The sequence below is a fragment of the Silvimonas sp. genome, assembly GCF_031291215.1.
Classification (GTDB): Bacteria; Pseudomonadota; Gammaproteobacteria; order Burkholderiales; family Chitinibacteraceae; genus Silvimonas; species Silvimonas soli.
The window spans coordinates 17,362-35,422 of sequence record NZ_JARLJK010000085.1 but is presented as its reverse complement, the minus strand read 5'-3'; the positions used below and the strand labels follow the sequence as shown (position 1 = coordinate 35,422).

Sequence of the window (18,061 nt, the reverse complement as noted above, 5' to 3'; positions counted from 1 at the left end):
GCGGGTAAAGGCGACTTTCCAGTCGCCTGTTCCAAATCTCTGCAACCAGCCGAAAAACACGCGACTCGAAAGTGCCATGAACCCACCAACAGGAATGTTTCGGAATTACGAAAGTCTTTCGTCCAATCCCATCGTCAACATGGTAAGACCGACCAACTCGTGAAAAGGGTATGAAATCGACTGAAATGGGTTAAATACCCGTAGCGAACGCGGCGGCGAAAAAGGGTTCGCCATACCGCTGCCACCCCCCTGCAACGCCATTGCAGCGGGGTGGCAGCTTCACCATTTGACCCAGGAACGACGATCTTGCTTCGGTTGGTGTGATGACAGCGGGCATTTAAAGGGCTACTGAATGCCCGGGATGCTCAATTAGGTGGTAACGGCCGTGGTCGTGCCGAGCTGAAACCCGGTCGCAAGCAAGAACGCCTTCAGATCCCACCCGAGCACGGGGAAGGTGATATCCGAATTCTGGAGCGCGTTGCCCAGCTCCGGCCAGGCGTAGGGGTTGGTCGATGGGAAGGCGATGTCAATGCCGCCGTACGCTCCCTGACCGTAGCCGATGGTCTGACCAGGAGCCAGCACTCCAGAGCCGACCAAATCGAGCTGATAAACGGTCCAGGTGACACCGCGCGCAACAGTACATGGCACCGGACCTGCCATCCATCCGTAACTATCCCACGCCCAGGTGTCGCGATAGCGGAGAATGAAGTATGGCATCGGCTGTGCGGTAGTGTTTTTCGTGTATAAAAATAGAGGCTCAGCGCTCAAGCCTTGACTCTGAGTCCCACCCCACGTCCACCCGGTGCCGAAATAGCTCGTCATCAAGGTGGTGGGATCATGCGTGTCGGAGGAGGACACAGCGGTCCAATCGTAGCTCAACGCCTCGTATGTGGATAGAGCCTGATTGTAGGATAACTCGCCCGGGGCGGTTCCGGCCAGATCGGCGGTTGGCAGCGGCACAAACGCCTGGAGGTAGGCATACACAGCAGCGTACGGCGTAGGCCAGTGTGAGGTGAGGTAGGGCGGGTCACCAGGCGAGCCGCCGCCTGGCTCGTAGTTGTTCATTTCGGGCATGGCCGTAAGACCGATATTGACGCGATAATCAATTATCGGGGCGAGCCCATTGCCCTGCAGAGCTTTTAGTGGGCTTTCGGAAAGATTCTTGAGCTGCCCCTCCATGATGCTGCACTGCACAATCATTCCAGATCCACCAGCCATATTTTTAATCTCCGATTGCTGTTTGGTTGAAGGCCCTAGCCCAGACTCTGGGCTCAATCTCCTGCCATGTTGTGAGAACTCCATCCCCGGCAATATCCCCGTATGAGATACCGCTACCAACCACCGGTATGCATTTGATGACGCATTGTGAGTTGAGCAGGTTTTGAGCTTCTGCACCGGTCAGTGGCTCGAGGACGAAACCCAGCGCGGCCAACGTGATATAGCGGGGGAAAGCGACCTGGAATTCGGTGTTGCTGCTAGGGTCGGTGGCAAGGCGATAATTGTCTCCAGTGTAGCTGGAATAGGTAATCGTCGTGCCGTCGAATGTTTCCGATCCAGCATTCCACATCCTGTTGTGCTTCGCGACAACCGTGACCGCTCCCGGGGTCACCGTAAGCAGGCCGGCCACATTTGCGATCGTGAGCGGCGCGGCATAAAAATAATTTCCGTTCACCAAAGTGGTAATCACGAAAAAGGTCACCGCACCAGACCCGCCAACGCCGCCAATCTGCGACCATGTAGATCCACCGCTGCCAGCAACATTGTTGTTGCCCGCGCCGGTGCAGATCCATTCGTTTTTCGTCGTCGAATCAATGTAGCGATCGAACAGCCGGTAATACGCGTTGGCAGGCAGCGAAGTGGCCGAAGGTGAGCCAGTGCCGGAATAACAGGGTGAAATGTAGCCTTTGGCAATGCTCGCGCCGGTGGTAGGGTTGAGTTGCTGGACGGCAAGGCTTCCCTGGGTGCCGTCAGATGTGATCTGGATGAGGTTGCCCGACGTCGCGTCGGTGCCAACCAGGTTGTGCACTGCAGGGACAGGAGGAGCGGGCGTTGAATTTTCCTTTGGGCTGTCGCTGCCAAGGGTCACTGCACCTCCGGACATGCTTGAACCCGTGCGCTCATTGGGGTTGATTTTGGACAGATCGCGATTGCAGAACAGATTGAAAATCTGCACCAACTCCCCGGCTTCAAGGTGCGGGACCGGTCCGCAATGGACAGTTGTCTTGGCTACGGTCAACGTGTTGTTGGTTGAATAGAACTCTATTTCCACCGATTGGACCATTGCGTTCATGGTCCCCCACGCCACCGCGCCACCAGTGAGATTCAAACAATGCTTGCCGGGCTTCACAAGCGTGGCGAATGGCGCTTCCAAAATCACATGCGTGAACTGGTACTGCAGCGTCGACAACGAGTTGTAGATGCTTTCTGCCAAGCCCCCGGGATAGGTCTCACCGGTGGCCAGCGTTTGCGAGAGCGTGAAGGTCGCGCTGGCAGTGTTGATCAGTTTGACTCGCACTGTATGCATGTGCTCGCCGATTTGATCGACGAGTGCAGCCGTGGTACTGCCGGCAGTGGTGGACTTGTAGTATGAAAAAAAGCCAGTGACGTTGGCTTCGATGACCACAACGGTTGCACCAGCACTGTTCTCCATCCAGGACGCTGGCGTCCCCGTGAGCAATTCGTAGCCATAGGTGGTCAGGTCAATCGCGTTGCCGCTATTGTCCGTGACTTGGATGCCTTTGGGATACGCAGTCGTACCACCATTGATGACCGTGCTCAACAAAGCCAGTGCACCGGTACCGCTCGCCGGGACCTGGCCACCATCCGATACCGACCGGAGCGTCGGCACCTTCTCGGCCCACCAGGTGAGGCTGGTGGGATCGAATGCGGCCGTCGTGAGAGCGGCCGAGGTTTTCGCCAGCTTTGGGCCAGTGAGATCAAGCGACGTGTCCAGGCTGCGCAATCCACTCACAGTCCCGTTCGGATAAATGTCAGCGCCGACTGAAATGACGGTCTGACCATTAACCGTGGATTCCTCCTTGAGATAGATGCCCACGCGGGTCGGGACCAGTTCAGGCAGCGGCCGCACTTGACTGGTGAGATGCGTTTGTGCGCCGGAGGTGGATTTGTATGGCAGCGTGACGGAGGTGAGGTTGCTCTGTTGCCGGATATTGAACGTCGGTGGGATCGTGGTGTAATCAATTTCGCAAGTGCAATTGGGATGCGGCCGCAAACATACTTTCAAAGCGTCAGAGCAACGCATCGAGCGGACCGGATAATATGGCACGTACGTTGCCGGGTCGATTTGGCCGATCTGGAGGTTGACGCCCGCGATGTAGATGGCGTAAGCAAGAATCTCCTTAATCTGTTGACCAGTGTGAATGTGCCCAAAAACGGCAGGAGGGGCATAGGCCGCGAACGTGCCATTGATCTGGAATTGGCCAGCGGGGTTGACTTGGAACAGAACGCAATCCGGCCAGGTGTACGGTGTGCCGTAGCTCGGCGTGCTGCCACTATAGCTTGTGATGTTCTGCCAGGCGCACTGGAAGGTCAGGTGCTTGAGATCATACCAGGCATCCTCAATCACGATCTCCTGGCTGGCGGCAGACGGACCGGCTTGACCGCTATTGTCGGTTCGCCGTCCGGCGAAAAGGATTGTGCCGCCCGAATAGGTCGTCCCCGAGACCGCGCGACCTGTCCAAATAACACATTGAGCCTCAAATGGGATCGCCACGGCCGTCTCAGGCGGAAGCGTTGGCAACGGCAGAATGCATTTGGATTCGCCATGGGTGCCGAGTTCGAGGCGGAAGGGTACGCCCGCGCCAAGCGAAGTGAGGCTGACCTCCGTCGTAGTGCCGCCAACCGTATAGGCAATTGTTTCCATTATTTCGTGTTGAACTGCATCTGCGCGATCTTGGCCGCGAGCTTCACGTTCTCAGCTCGCAGATCGCCAAAGGCTTTTTCCAGCCCAGCGTGAAGTTCCTGATTTGAAGTGACCACCTGTTTGACGGCTTCGATGACCTGTCGCTGGGCCGAAATGCCAGCCGCCAGAGCAGATTGGGCATCCCGCAATCCTTGGGCCGTATTATTGTGCTCAGCATTGCCCTCTTGAGTCAGGGCCACACCAGCACCAGCAAGCGCTTCGGTGCCAGCTTTTGCAACTTGGGTGCGGTTATAATCCTCTTTGGCTTCCTGCGTCTGCAGGTGTAATTCGTCAGCCTTGCCCACTTCCGTTCCCGATTCGCTCAGCAAGCCGGACTTCGTTTTTTTCAGCCGCTCTTCCTGTTCGGTCGCCCGCTGGCCGAGCGCTATGGCCGCTTCGGCCTGAGCTTTCCGCTGCTCTTCCTGCGCGCGAGCATCCTTCTGGCTCGTACCATAGCCATAGAGATTATAAAACTCATGGTTGTCCTTCTGCGACTGAACGAACCCGCCGAGCCCCTCATATTGGGCATTGTCGGGATGGGCAATGCGATCCAGCCGCTCAAGGTTTTTGTTGATCGCGTCCAGTTCCGCTGCAGCTTTGCTGGCGTTTGTCTTGGCCGTTCCCTGGGCATCGGCATTGCCGGTGGACATGCCTTCGCCCTGCGCCTTCTTCTTCGCCGCATCCTCGCGCAGATTTTGCTCCTGTTGCTCCATTGTGGCAATCCGCGCCCGCTCGGCTTCGTCGTCTGCGTCGCTGTTCTTGTGACCGAAAGCAGTACGGATTGACTGTTGAGCGGCAGCATAGGCCTGTGGCGACATCTGATCTTTTTTGAGCGCGAGGGCGGTCATCGCTTCATCTTCCTCGGCCTTGAGAATGTCGTGCAACAATTGGAGCTTTTGCGAAAGGACCTTGTTCTCCCGATTCGCTGCCGCCTCCGGACTGCTCGATGCCTCATGGGCTTTTTGGATCGCCTCAGCATATTGCCCCCAGGCCTGGGCACCAGCGATGATCTTGGCGACGTCGTCGTGGACGGTGATTTCAATTGGTCCCTTGATTCCTTCCTGGACTTGATCCCAGGTGGATTTCAAAAAATCAAGACTGGCGCCCACAGCAAAGACCGCGAGCCCCATTTTCCCCATGGACGCCGCCCCAAGATCACTGACGCCGAGCATGCGGCCGAGTTCGTTGGCCAGGTGGCGTACTTCGCGGCCGCCTCCTTCCATTTTTTCTCCGGTTTCCTCCGTTTTCTTTCCCAGGTTTTTCACCTCGTCGCCAGCCGACGAAAGCATCCCGAGCGATTTCTTGGTCGCATCGCTCAAATCGCTCGTATCCACCTTGAGCTTGCGGGTGGCATCACCGGCAGCCTGGCTGGCTGCGACCGCGCCGCTGGCATCACCGGTGATTACGAGTTTGAATTCTTGGTCAGGCATAGATCACTCAACTATGTCGTCCGTAGTATGGCATACCAATTCCCAGGGGAATCTGCCGGCGCAGGCTTGGATGCTCATGAGTAGCAGCGCCCACTCAACGCGCAGAGCTCGCAGCTCCTGGTTGCGCTCGCGGGTGATTCGGTCATGGATTTCGGCGGGAGTCATGGCTTGCGCGCTGGCTGGAGACGCAATAAAGTGACGGCATGGAAAAGCAAACGCCGCAAGCTGTCACTGATGCGCTGGAAACTGTCGCCGAAGCCAAGGCCCGGCTCGCCAAGGAGCCGGAATCCGAAGCCGCACGCCAGAATCTTAAATGGGCGCAAGCGGCCTTGGATGCGGTTTCGACGGTCGATCATAACTGACTTCATTGCGCATGAAGGTGGGTGCCTTCGATTACCCACACGTTTGTCGACGGGTTGTTCACCCCCCAGAAAAAACATGCAGCCGTGGTGTTTGTCATCACCTGAGGCGTAAAATGATTGGTGACAGCCAGCCAATAATCGTTCGTACCAGCGCCACACTGGAAGATGCCCGTCCCGAAAGTAGTTCCACCAGAGCCGGCCCCGGGGCCAGAGGACAAACCATTCGTAAAATACCTCACCGAAGCGATCCAATTTACCGTCGCCGCGTTCGTCGCGAACAGATGCACCCACAGAACTTGGTTGGTGAATCCACTCCATTCGAACAACGGCCAGCGCGATGGGTTGAAATAGAAAACCCAATTCCCAGCAGCCGGCGCCAATTTTCCGACCCCGTAATAATTGCCATTAATCTGTGGTAAGAGGGCCGTAGTCACGTCATACGGGTTCTGCTGATCAATGCTCATGTAATCATCCAGTGACCCAAGTTGATTCAGCACGGAGTTTGCTGGCTGGACAGGAGCCCACACACCGGCGTTGTTCACGAATTGAACGCCAGGGGCGTTTGGATCGGTTGCGGTCCAAGGTTGCGTGACCGTAGGGGGAACGCAACTCGTCGACGTGCAGATGAACGAGCCGTTCAACAAATGGTTGATCGTCGGCACGAAGTACCCTGATATGATTCTCTGGTAGCTCGCATTGGTGCCGTGCATCCCGTCCGGAATTAGGGCGGCATTGGCATAAGCTCCGACATATCCCAAAAGCTGATCGCGGGACAAGTCGATCATCGCGGGAGCAATGTTCCACCAGTTGGTTGTGAGCCAATTGTTGAAGTTTGTTCGCACACCATTATTGTCCGTCGTCATATTCGACCAGGGATTGAGCGGGACTGGCCTCCTTCCCAAAGCCAGGTCATTCGAGCACCACAGCGTCATGTTGGTGGCCACCACTTGCCAGACCGTCGTACTGTCATTTTGAAGGTTCATCCAACAGATGTCGATTTTGGTCGATGGATCGCTGACTGTCGTAATCCAGTTCGTTTGATTCAGTAGGACGTTTGCCGAAGTGCGCCCCGGATAGGCTGTGCAGGTGATGCGGTAATTGGGATAGTTCGACTGCAACAGTTGGATTGGCGTGCTGAGGGTGTTTGCCAGTCCACCGAAAATAACTGAGTCGCCATCCAAATTGATGGAGACTTGCTGACTGATTCCGGCCCGCTGCATGAGCGCAGTATTCTCCGCGTCCATTTGGGCCAGCGAAAACGTGTTCGTGTAGATCAACAGGCCGTACACTGAGCCCTGGAAAGCCGGTGTTCCGGCCCACAACCAGTCATATCCCAGCGATGTGCCACCCTGAATCGCCGGCCACGTTGGCACGAGCGAAATGTCCGACATCAGTGTGTTTGCTGTCATTTTGCCGTCCACGAAGATGTCACAGTAACCACCAGCCAATAAGGTCATCGAAAATAAGTGGACGTTCTGCCCGGACAGTGATTCTCCCACTTGTGGGTCGCAACTGTAAAAAGTGCTCCAAGACGTACCGTTTGTGGGGTTTAAGGCGAGCCAATCCATCGTTGGATAGTGCGCCACCGGGACGAATAGGTTTAGCCCAAAGCTCGGGTGCGCCATCGATGGTTGGCAGAAGGACAAGCCTTGCCCATTGTTGAAGTTGTTCGCCGGAGCGCGAAACAAAAAGAAGATGGTTGCCGCGTTGTAGCATGCGTCGCCAGGGAACGACAGATTCGTCATGATCGTCGAATACGTGCCGTTAAAGGCCACTCCTGGATATTGCGCCACAGCCGAGCCATAAAGGGTGTGGCCTCGTTTCCCCTGCCAACTCGTAATCGTTTGACCATTCGCCGATTGCAAATCCTGACCGTCCCACCACTCCAAATAATTTGGATAGATTGTCGGGTACAGATTGGTGACCACGATCGCGGGCAACTGCGCGGCCGGCAGCGGACCGGTCACCTGCGACATTGCCACCGTGCTCGATGCGGTCAATGCGTAGGGATCGCTGATGGTCACGCTGCTGTCGGCATTAGTGACCAGGGCGATATTGGTGCCGGGCGAACCAAGGACGGTGCCGACCGAAAGATTCAACGGCGCAAATTGGTTTGTGTTGATCAACGTGACGACGTTGAGCGTGTTGGTGCTGCTGGGCACTACGATATGCACGCCGCGTGTCCAGCCGGCCACGGTGATGGTGTAGCCCCAAGGGATCAGATTGGTGATCACCTGGCCGCCGCTGGGCTGAATGACGAAATCATCCATAGGCACCAGGTTGGTGCCGAAGGTGACCATGTTTTCCTCACGGTCGGGCTGAATCAGAATCTGCTCGTTGTTGGGCCGTCCGGTGAGACCCTGCATCGTGAACAGTACAGGCGTCTGGGCCAGCAAGGCCAATGGCTGAAAGCTAAAGGCTAAAAGGAGACTGCGTATAAGGGTGCGTGTTTTCATGGAGATTAACTGCCGCCTGTAATGGTTAAGCGGGTGATCGTGGTGAGGCCAATGCGTTGGGGAATGCCCAACTCCACTTTGGCGTTGTTGATGGTCCATGTGCTAACGTCTTCCTCGTAGTCAAGGTGGTTGAGTTGCACCGTGGCCACGCCGGACCATTGGGCAATCGCGGTCTGGCGGTAGTTTTCGGCGGCTGTATCACTGGCCCATTCTTGGGTGATGTCGAAGACCCGGACGATCTTGGTATTGCCCATGTTAATGAACACGGGGGCGGCGGCTCCGTATCCCTCGAAAGGCAGGATGTTCGGACCGCCGCTCATGCTGACCAGGTCGACGATGCATGCCGAAGTCGCGATGGCATTGCCACCGATCAGGATGCTCCATGTGCCCAGGGCCATTTGAGTGAGGAGTTTGGAGTGTGGTGGTCGGAGTTAAGACTCCTTCGCGGCGACCGGTTTTATATCGGCGAGCCATGCGTTCACGCAGTTTCCGTTGCACAGGCTGACTTGCGTGTTGATGAGCATGCCGGCCTTGGCGCCGGAGGTGATGATGGTGAGGTTCAGTCCGCCGCGCACGGGGCTGAACGTGATGTTGTTTTGCGGGTCGATGGGTTTGCCGCAGGCATCGCAGACGAGTTGGGTTTTGGTCATATTATTGTGGGTTGATGGTTAGATACGAATGGCATTAACAAAGAATCATGTCCCCGCGGTATAGCTGAACAGGGGGTTCGGCACACCAGCGGTGACGGTGAGTTGATTGGTGAGCTCGATGGCGCCGTTCGGGAACCGGTCCTCGCCGATCTGGTAGACGCGCTTGGCGCTCTTGGGTCCAACCGCGTTGGCGGTGAAGACCCAACCATAGGTGACGCCAGTAAGCACCAGGTTGCCGGCGCCGGTGGCGCTGCCGCCAAAGGCCTGCCCGGGCAATACCGCGCTGGTGCCCTGGTAATTGAGCCAGGTATCCACCTGCGCTTCAGTGAGGTTGCTGGGCGCAAAGGCGACGCTGAGTTGGAAGCCGTCGCTATCCAGGATGATATCGGCAATGCCGATGTCGCTGGCGACAATGTTCTTGGTCTTGTAGCCAAACTTGAAGCCGAAGCCATCCAAGGAGCCAAGTGAATTGAGCGGCGCGGCTAGACCGCCGAGGACGCCCTGGTAGATATCGCTCTCCACTTTGCTGCCAGAAAAGCTGGTATCGGCCGTGATGGTGCCGATGGCAGCCTTGAGGAAGGTGGCGCTCGTGGGCGCGGTGGCGGCGGCGCCGATGGCCGTCCAGGAGGCTTTGCCGAAGGCCGTCTTGGTGGGGCCGCAAAAAAGGTCGGGCACTTCGCTAAGGCCGGCGCGGACGTAACCGTACGTCTTGTTTTCAGTCAAGCTGCAGATGGTTAAAGCAAAGTTGCTAGTGGGAATGATGCTCACGCCGACGTAGGTTTGCGGGGCGAGGAATGCCTCGTAAAAGTAGCTGAGTAGCGCGGCGGTAATCATGCCCACGGGCGTGGCTGTGATTTTAACGCTCCGGGATTTGAGTCGTTCGCCGAGGAGACCAAATGTAGATTTGGGGTTCCACGTCTCGACTTGTTCTTCAACGGTGATGTCTTGCTCGACGTAGATGACGACCCCGCCGTGCATGATGTACGCGGGTCCTTGAATGATGGTTGGTGTAACGATGGTGGCGGGCATATTTTATTTATTGGTTGGTGATGGTGGCGGTGAGGCGCTCCACACTACTGGCAACGTAGTCGGTGGGGCTGCCGGTGAATTTGTTCAGGTAGGCACAGGCGCGGATGGTGACGGGGACGTTGAGCTGCATGGCAATGGGCACGGTGTATTGCTGGGCCGTACTGCCCGGGAAGAGCGTGTTGTCGCCGGGGAACGGGAACGTGTCGTCGGTGGTGTACCAGATCTGCGCGCCAGGCGTGGCGGTCGTCAGGGTCACCTGCAGTTGGCCGGGGACATTGCTCAGTATGGGCGGCAAACAATATTCAATCTGCTCGTCCGAAAACTCCTGGCACTCGAAATTGACCTGGTAGCTGATGACCGGAACAGTGAAGTCTTTGCTGAGGTCGACGGGTTCAATGGCGGGCGTGGCGGGTTTCATGGCCTGCACGAAGCCGCGGAATCCGGCGAGCTTGACGTTGGTGATGATATGCCGGGCGACTTTCCGCGCGCTCTTGTGGGTGCCGTTGTCGTCGTGGTTCAGCTCCGGCACTTCAATGACCTGGAAGGCGGGGAAGAGTTTCATGGGGCCGGCCGGGACGCCCTGGTAGATGTCATTGGCGACGATCTGCAAGACTAGGACGGCCACGCCGCGCTTGCCGCTGGTCTCGGTGATGGCACCCTGGGCTTGCTGGTATTCGTGGGCGACATCGCCCTTCTCGACGACGATCACGGGGATGTCTTGAAAGAACGGGTCGCTCTGGAGCCGGTCGGCCAGTTCGTAAGGGAGGCGGTCGAGAATATCGTCGGTTTTCATGCGGACATCTTTTGCCATTCAGCCACGATTTGGCGGCTGATGTTAGTGGTGTATTGGCCGCGAGATTCAGCCAGGCCGGTGCGGAACGGGGCACGTTCGGGCATGGTGACGTCGTGGGCCTGGGCTTGTACCGTTTGCGTGCGGGCGCGCTTGGCACCGGCGCGTGCGAAGACGAGCAAATGATCATTGGCGAGCTGCTTGACCAGGTTGCCGCGCGCGTCGAGCTTGTGCCGGATCTTCATGGTCCGAGTTTCGTGGTGGATGCGGCCGCCAAACTCATGGATGGCGGCGTAGATGACGTTTGACCCGATGGCGGATTGGACTTGGGTGGCACTGATCGGCTTGGACGGCGTGGCATTGGCGCTGCCGCGCAGACGGCCACCCAACGTCCCCTTACCACGACCAAGGCGGTGCTCGGAGGGCGGGAAGGGGCCATCGCCGGTCAGGTGGTCCCTTTTGATGATTTTTACCGCATGTTGATTGGCCTGGTCCATGCCGCGCACGATGGCCCCCAGGATCTGCGCTGGCAGCTTGGGAAAATTGGCAACGATCCGCTCGGCCTGCGGGCTCAAGGCAACTTGGAGGGCGGGCGTCATACGAGTTTGTAGCGGCGATGGTTGGCGATAACCGTCTCGACAGTAGGAGCAAAATCCTCCGGGAAACGGATGGACGTGGCTTTGCCGGCCGTCAGGAGATCGGTGCCGAGCTTGTCCAGGTAGGCCCAGACGTGACGGCATTGCAGGAACCAGGCGTTCAACAGATCGGCTGGGAGGGCATGCACGCCGGCTGGGACTGCGCTGGGATAACCGGGATCTTTGGGCTCAAGTTGTTCCCAGAAATAACCACCGTTATAGGTGAATTGCACCTGCGCGAACCACGGTCCCACGTCATGGTCGCTAGGGTTTACAATGCCGTTCGCGAGGTCAATGGAGCGTATCCAGCTAATATCGCGGGGTTGCCATCCCTTTGCCTCGGTGTGCTTCACCTGCCAGGCGGTGACGGCGTAAACCGGGGTGCGCCGTAAAACGAATTCACAATAGTCGGCCCGGAATGTCTCCACCTCGCCAGCCATATAGCCCAGCGGGCGATTGCAGAGCCGCTCGAACATGCTGGCCGTGCCCTGGCCGATCTGCGAGATGATGTCATCGAAACGGAGGTCCGTCTTGATGCTGTTGGCGAGCAACTGCTTTTTCAGCGTGGCCAGGTTGGAAAAACCGGCATTCATTATTTGAGTGTGGAGTTCACCAGCTTTTCAGCGGGCTTCCACCGTCCTTTTTCTTGGTTGCACAGCTTGCATTTCCGCGTCTGCCAGATGCGAAAAGTGCCGCTCGGATGTCCATTCGATAAGGGAAATTCGAGTGGGGTTTCACGGATGACTTCCAGTTTGTGCCGGATGCAACGCGGATTCATTGGCGACGTAATTTAGATGAGGATGTTTGCTCCGGCCGACCAATGCTTGGCGCTCCGGGGCGGGGAAAGACCGCCAAAGGCCGCGATGGCTGCGGAGCCGGGCGAGTCGTGATGATCGACGGTCGCATCATGCGATCCTTTGGCGGTTGGTTTAACATGCGTTTAGCGTGCTGTTAAAGGTCAGGGTTGACTGGCGCTGTCGTAGTGGCTGCTGACACTGGACAGACGGTTGGTGGCCGTGGCAGGCGTGATTTGCGCCATGACCGGCCGCCCGTAGTTGCCGCTGAATAGGTCATCGCCATTCAGCCAATTGGTGCCCATTCCCACGGAGATGCTCGTGATGGGACCTTGCAGGTAGATTTCATCGCTCACGCTCGGATAAACGCCCCAGCCAAAGCTGGTGATGACGTAATTGAGGTTGGTGGCGGGAAATCCGGCCGGGCCGGTGCCATACACACCATACGTGGTGACACTGTTGGAGATGGTCACCCCGGCAATGGTGAGGATGTTGGTGCCGGTGTTGGCCCAACTGGATGCGGTGTTGGTATAGACCGCACCAGCGTGTTGTAGAAACAACCCCGCGCCGGCCGACAGACCATTGGTGGACGTGATGACATTCGTGGTCCACGACGTGGTGGGGTTGGTGTACATCAGTGAATATGCCGTGGTACCGCTGCTCAGGTTGAGGACGGCGGCGGCGTTATCGCTCGAGTAGTTGATGGTGACGACCCGGATCTGCGAATTCGGATCGGCGGGGAAGATCGCGGTGGCGGGAAGCGTGTTGTTCCCGTAGGCCGAGATGGTGTGATAGGTGGGAATGGCCGCGAAGGCGGAGAGTTGCAGGCTGAGGGCCAAGGCCATCAGCAAGGCAATCAGCGCATGATGCCAGGTATTCCCCGCCAGCTTTTCCTTGGGGCGATACGGCACCGCAACTTTCTGGCTGGTGACCACATCATCACCATCCTTGTTCTTCACGGTGGTACTCACCTCAATGATTATGGAGCGGCCTTTGTGCTCTTCAGGCACGGAGACCACTTTGGTCTTCGTCACCTTGCAGGTGGTGGGCTCCACATAATTGACGGTGTCGCCGGCTTTGATCTCCGGATCAGGGGCGGCGCTCAGGTCAACTTCAATTTTTTCTTTCGGCATATTTTTTTGTTTTATAAATGGCGGCGGCCACCCGGCCGCCGCTATGGGTTATTGGGTTCAGTTGGGAGGCAGTTGCAGCGTGGACATCGCATCCAGGGCCATCGCCTCGAAGTCGATACGCTCCAGGGCGCGCATCGCGAGTTCATCCGTGGCAAAGAAAACCTCGCGGCTGACTTCCACGCGGGCCACCCCGCGTTCGCCGAAATACCAGTAGCTAAGGTCACCAAAGAAGGCGACGAAGGCATTGGGTTGGGCGTTGGCGTTATTGGCCGCGCTCACGCCGATCCACCGGATGGGCCAGCCATCCAGCGTGGCCGGCTGACCGTTGCGGGCCGGAATGTAGATCTGCGGGGTGCCAATCGTATTGAACGTGACGAACAGTGCCTCCAGGGACGGATGGCAATAATAGGCGGCCGAGGTCTGACCGGTGGCCGCCATATTGGCGAGGACAGCCGGATTGACTAGGGCGCGCATGGCACGGAAGTTATTGATCGTGAGATCCGTGATGACCGTGTTGCCAGCGGTGGGCTTGACCAGGTATTGCGGGTTGTTCACGCAGTAGGTGCCGATGCCGGTGATGTTGGCATAGGTGGCAGTGCCATCGCCCATGAACAGCGTGGTGTCTTCCAGCTTGGCGAATTCGCGGGCAATGTATCGGGCGAGGAATTGACCAAGTTGGATGAACGTGTCCTCTTCGAGTTCGGTCGGTATCCGGATCAGGCCGCCCGCCTTGTTGGCGGTGTAGGTAACCAAGGCAGCCGTGACTTCCTTCTGCCCCACTTGCTGCGACATGCCGCCCGTGCCGGCACCCATGAACCCAAACGCGTCTTCACCGGCCTGCAGGCGCGGCAGCTTGACTGTGCCGGCACCCAGCGGGAAGAGCGTGCAATACTGACGGGCCTGCCCATAGCGGAACACGAGTTCGATCACCTGGGGCATGTAGATCGTGGGCAGCGGAATATCCACGGGCGTCAACGCTCCGCCTGCTTTGGTTTCAATACCCAGATAACCTTTGCTGAGGGATACCAGGGATTCCCAGGAGCGTTGTTCCTTGTTCAATTGGCGCATGGCGCTTTCACCCAGCTTATGGGCTTCAAGCACCAGCACACTGGAGAGCGCCTTGGCACAATCATCCGTGACGAAGGGCACATTGCCCACCCAACGCACACCGGTCGGTGAGACTGACAGGGCGTTCTTCTTGAGCGTTTTCACGGTGGATTCCAATTCATCCACCCGCTTTTGCTCGCCCTTCAGCAGTTCGGGCAATTTCTTGATGGCGGCAAAACCGCCTTCGGCGGTGGACAATTCCTTGAGCCCGGGAATGTGCGTGCCAAGCTCTTTGAGCTCGTTGCAGATTTTCTCGAACTCCTTGATCTGCTCATCCGTCAAGGCCGCAATGCACACCCGGCCGGAACGATAGCCCTTGCTTTGCGCGAACTGGGTGAGCTGCCAGAGGCCCACCATGACCGCACAAGCGAGGGGCGGCACGCCCAGCAACGCCAGGCAGACCGCGACGATAAGTACCGCGACCAGCGAAGCCAGGTGGCGATACGGTTTGAAGATTTTTTTCATACTGTATTACGAATTTTTGGTTGATGTTTATTTGCCGCTCATCGTTCCTCGGAGCGTGCGGGCGAGGTTCAGCAGTTGCGCGTCATGGACTCCCCGCTCGGACGCGCCACCAGGAGCGGGAGTCTGTTCACTGCAAAATTGTTTCAGAAAGTCAGCCAGGTCTCGGCGCTCGCTCACATTGAGCACGCTGCGGATCTGGTTACCGATGGTGGCCCCGGGGTTGGCTGGGACCACGACCAGGGATTTCTCAAGCAGTTCGCACTTGGTATAAGTGCGGTCGGGCGAATCCTTATCGTTGCCATTGGTCCATTCGAGCGGGATGAAGCCCACGCTCTGGGATTTCAGGAAGCCGGCCTTGGCCATCTTGTAGGCGAGTGCGCCCATGGGGTTATCCAGGCAGAACATGATCCGCGTGCAGAGCTTACCGTCCTGCACCTGCTTGTCTTTGGGCAGAATGTCCTTGCCCAGGATCTTGCCCACGCTCGAATAATCGTGGCAGTCGGGAACCACCGGGTTGGCCAGGAAGTTATCAAGCTCCCAGCCGTTTTGCTTGATGCACTCGTTGTAGCGGTCCACCGTTTCATCGCTGGCGATGAAATCCATCACCGGATCGTCGCCGGCCACATCCTTGACGGTGCAGTGAATGCCGGCCCGCAAGCCGGGCGCGCCCGTGTTCAACGTGCAGATGCGAGCGCCAAATTCTTTGAGTAATTGATCGTAGGTTTTCATTTTAGTTTCACGGTAGATTGATCGCGGGTGTTATGACCCGTCTCGGTTTTCAAGAACGTCATCTTGCCGATGCCGTAGATTTTGAAGGTGACGGACTTCTCATCCTCGTCGGTTTTCTGGGCCGCCACCACGTCGCACTGGCAGTTGATGATGTTGGCGGCCGTGGCACCGTGCTCTTCATCCAAGGGTTGCATCATCTGCTCGACATCGCCCATTTCCGTGGGCACGTCGAAAAGGTCGTCGACCAGGATCGGCTGATCGACCGTGGCGTCCTCAACGGATTGGTGGCCTTCGCGGGCATGCGGGCCATGGCTGCCGAGCCAGGATTTATATTCGATGCCCACATCCTTCATGGCCACGTAGCCGGCTTTGCACGTGGCCGTGTTCACTTCCGTGCGCGCAATCACCTTGGCTTTGCCATCGCTCAGATCGTTGAACTTGGATTTTACGCGCGCCGCGAGTTCCGCATGCGTTTCGCCCGCTTCCACGCCCTCGGCCAGCGTGGTATTGAGTTCGTTGCGGACTGATTCGCTGGCGCCCTGAATCTTGAGCGTGCGGCCGGCAATGAATTCCAGCACCTGCTTTGGGGGATATTTCCAAGGATCGTCATAGCCGATTTCTGCGAGCATGTTTTCACCGGCCGCCTGCAGCAGCGCGGCGGTGGGCTGATGGAGTTCCGTGCTCAAGGCGGCCGCAAAGCCGTGCTGATCGAAAATGATATCGACCAACGATTTGATTTCGCCGATCCGCCCCGCGGATTTCTCCAGGTGAACTTCATCCAACTTGGCGAGCGTCTTCTTACGAAACACCGTCATGACCTTGCCGATCTTGCCAGCGAAGAGATTCACATGCGCCTTGCGGAACTGCATGCGCTTGCGCCAGAGCGCCGCCGTGGCAGCTTTGATGTGATCCGCTGGCTGGCCGCTCAAAATGGCAGGCTGCAGGCCCGTGAGCAGTTTGGAAAGCCGGGTGAATGGATTCGACTTCGCCGCCTGCTTGTCCGCCTTTTCCTTATCCGCCTCGTCGGAGTTTGGATTTTCGTCCTCCTTGGGACCGGACTTGGAATCGTCATCCTCGTCTTGATCATCACCGCCTTCGCTGGGCTGCGGTTCATTGGCCCCCAAGCCATCGGCCGTGACTTCCTGAAGGTTGAAAGGCAGAAAGCTCTTATCGCCCCAGGGCAATTTCGGGAAGCCGAGATCATAGGCCGTGTTGACCTCGTTGAGGGGGAATCCAATACCAAAGGCCTTGACGGCCGTATCCAGACGCGCCCGCCTGGCTTCCTGCATGATTGGCAGGCTGTCGATATCAAACCAGCCCACCAGGTCATCACCGAAGGTGGCCACGATTTTGTTAATGGCCATCTCGATGCGATGGCAATGGCTGGTGACCGGCCCTTCCACAAATTGCAGACGTTCGGCGCTGATGGCCTGCCCGCCGCCGCTCAGGGCGCTGGCCTTATCGTCGGTGAAACCCATCAGGCTTTCCGGAACCTTGAAGATGGACGCAATTTCCTGGCGCAGGAATTTGCGCGTTTCCAGGAATTGCATATCCATCATGCTCAACGTGGGCTTTTCGATCTTGGCGCCACCGAACAGAAACAGCGGACGGTCGGGTGTGCCGGCCTTGCGTTTGCGTTCACGCAGGGCGGCCTTGATGATTTCACGCTGGGTGTCATCCAAGACCTGTTCGGTGGTCACCACTACGCCCGTGTCGGCGTTGTTGATCCAGAGCCCTTTTTGAAACTGCTCGCCCGCAAAATCCGTCTTGGCGGCCACGTCGCAGACCAAGAGCGGCGACATGCCCCGCCAATATAGATACGGATTGGGCAGCCGGGCATGGACCACTTCGCTGGGCAGCAACATCTCGCTGGGGATGGGCGTAATGAGCGGCGAACCGGTATATCGCCAGCCTTCGAGCGTATAGCCCACCACCATGTGCCAGAACAATTCAGGCGGCAGCGTGATCATCCGCTGAATGCGGGGACTCCGGCTGGCCAGATCCACCGGCTGATCTGCCGAATCCAGCGGCATCACGAAAAACTCACCGCGCAGGCAAGCCCAGGTGACGACCATCTCCCAGAATAGATTGGCATCCATGGAGGGATGCGGATTGTTGAACAGGTCCACCACATCACCCGATTCAACGATCGTCTCGCCCAGGGTTCGGCGGACAAAGGCCCGGTGCTCCGGACGAGAGCTTGTGCGGAAGGCGCGAATGCGTTTGGCATTGCGACTGCCCACCCGGCTGATGCGGAACGGGATCTTGGCGATATGCTCAGCCAGGACGGAAATGGCGACGTATACCCAGGCGGATTGGGCGTAGGGCGTGGTGAGCTGGGCACCGCGATCCCGCTCATCCAGATCCAGGCCCCGAATCCAGTCATAGGCACCCTGGGACATTTTCTGGGTGGCTGCCGGGGCGGCTTCGGACCGGATGGGGGGCAATTCCGCCCGGCGAAAGACATTCGCCGTGTAGGGGGAAAATTGAAGATGATCAGCCATGGGTCACCTCCAACCGTTTTTGGACCTTCAGACCGTCAAAAATAACGGCTACCGC

Annotated in this window: 15 protein-coding genes; 1 reads left to right on the top strand and 14 read right to left on the bottom strand. The window is 57.7% G+C overall.

Translation table 11 applies throughout. The features are described 5' to 3' along the window. Positions 1–369: 369 nt before the first annotated feature. The 3 genes from P4L78_RS10485 to P4L78_RS10475 are packed head-to-tail and all read right to left on the bottom strand — an operon-like array spanning position 370 to position 5,352. On the bottom strand, positions 370–1,200 hold the full coding sequence (locus tag P4L78_RS10485) for a hypothetical protein (RefSeq protein ID WP_309328000.1): 831 nt from the start codon (positions 1,198–1,200) through the stop codon (positions 370–372). 22 nt (positions 1,201–1,222) lie between these two features. Next, positions 1,223–3,883 carry a hypothetical protein gene (locus P4L78_RS10480; protein ID WP_309327999.1) on the bottom strand — a complete coding sequence of 887 codons (2,661 nt, stop codon included), beginning with the start codon at positions 3,881–3,883 and terminating at the stop codon, positions 1,223–1,225. Next, positions 3,883–5,352: a hypothetical protein gene (locus P4L78_RS10475; protein WP_309327998.1), complete on the bottom strand. Its 1,470-nt coding sequence runs from the start codon at positions 5,350–5,352 to the stop codon at positions 3,883–3,885. Before P4L78_RS10475 ends, P4L78_RS10480 begins: the two co-directional genes overlap by 1 nt. A 203-nt stretch (positions 5,353–5,555) precedes the next feature. On the opposite strand from P4L78_RS10475, the gene P4L78_RS10470 reads away from it, so the two are divergent. Further along, positions 5,556–5,714, top strand: a complete 159-nt coding sequence (locus P4L78_RS10470) for a hypothetical protein (protein ID WP_309327996.1) — start codon at positions 5,556–5,558, stop codon at positions 5,712–5,714. A gap of 2 nt (positions 5,715–5,716) precedes the next feature. Here the strand turns inward: P4L78_RS10470 and P4L78_RS10465 are convergent, their stop codons facing one another. The 11 genes from P4L78_RS10465 to P4L78_RS10415 all read right to left on the bottom strand — a co-directional run bounded on the left by P4L78_RS10465 (position 5,717) and on the right by P4L78_RS10415 (position 18,006). Continuing rightward, the gene (locus tag P4L78_RS10465) at positions 5,717–8,170 is read right to left on the bottom strand and encodes a hypothetical protein (RefSeq protein ID WP_309327994.1); all 2,454 of its coding nucleotides are present in this window, start codon (positions 8,168–8,170) and stop codon (positions 5,717–5,719) included. A gap of 5 nt (positions 8,171–8,175) precedes the next feature. Beyond that, positions 8,176–8,568, bottom strand: a complete 393-nt coding sequence (locus tag P4L78_RS10460; protein ID WP_309327993.1) for a hypothetical protein — start codon at positions 8,566–8,568, stop codon at positions 8,176–8,178. A gap of 33 nt (positions 8,569–8,601) precedes the next feature. After that, the gene (locus P4L78_RS10455; protein WP_309327991.1) at positions 8,602–8,820 is read right to left on the bottom strand and encodes a hypothetical protein; all 219 of its coding nucleotides are present in this window, start codon (positions 8,818–8,820) and stop codon (positions 8,602–8,604) included. 45 nt (positions 8,821–8,865) lie between these two features. Beyond that, the gene (locus P4L78_RS10450) at positions 8,866–9,849 is read right to left on the bottom strand and encodes a hypothetical protein (protein WP_309327989.1); all 984 of its coding nucleotides are present in this window, start codon (positions 9,847–9,849) and stop codon (positions 8,866–8,868) included. A 7-nt stretch (positions 9,850–9,856) separates the two neighbouring features. Beyond that, on the bottom strand, positions 9,857–10,642 hold the full coding sequence (locus P4L78_RS10445) for a chitobiase/beta-hexosaminidase C-terminal domain-containing protein (protein WP_309327988.1): 786 nt from the start codon (positions 10,640–10,642) through the stop codon (positions 9,857–9,859). Beyond that, a complete protein-coding gene (locus tag P4L78_RS10440) occupies positions 10,639–11,214 on the bottom strand; it encodes a hypothetical protein (protein WP_309327987.1) in 576 nt (191 codons plus the stop codon). Before P4L78_RS10440 ends, P4L78_RS10445 begins: the two co-directional genes overlap by 4 nt. A 20-nt stretch (positions 11,215–11,234) precedes the next feature. Continuing rightward, the gene (locus P4L78_RS10435; protein WP_309327986.1) at positions 11,235–11,867 is read right to left on the bottom strand and encodes a hypothetical protein; all 633 of its coding nucleotides are present in this window, start codon (positions 11,865–11,867) and stop codon (positions 11,235–11,237) included. Positions 11,868–12,232: 365 nt separating this feature from the next. After that, the gene (locus P4L78_RS10430; protein WP_309327985.1) at positions 12,233–13,201 is read right to left on the bottom strand and encodes a hypothetical protein; all 969 of its coding nucleotides are present in this window, start codon (positions 13,199–13,201) and stop codon (positions 12,233–12,235) included. Positions 13,202–13,258: 57 nt separating this feature from the next. After that, complete coding sequence (locus P4L78_RS10425; protein WP_309327983.1) at positions 13,259–14,773, bottom strand: phage major capsid protein; 1,515 nt, start codon at positions 14,771–14,773, stop codon at positions 13,259–13,261. A gap of 27 nt (positions 14,774–14,800) precedes the next feature. Beyond that, positions 14,801–15,502, bottom strand: a complete 702-nt coding sequence (locus tag P4L78_RS10420; protein ID WP_309327982.1) for an HK97 family phage prohead protease — start codon at positions 15,500–15,502, stop codon at positions 14,801–14,803. Continuing rightward, a complete protein-coding gene (locus tag P4L78_RS10415) occupies positions 15,499–18,006 on the bottom strand; it encodes a phage portal protein (RefSeq protein WP_309327981.1) in 2,508 nt (835 codons plus the stop codon). Before P4L78_RS10415 ends, P4L78_RS10420 begins: the two co-directional genes overlap by 4 nt. Between the last annotated feature and the right edge of the window lie 55 nt (positions 18,007–18,061).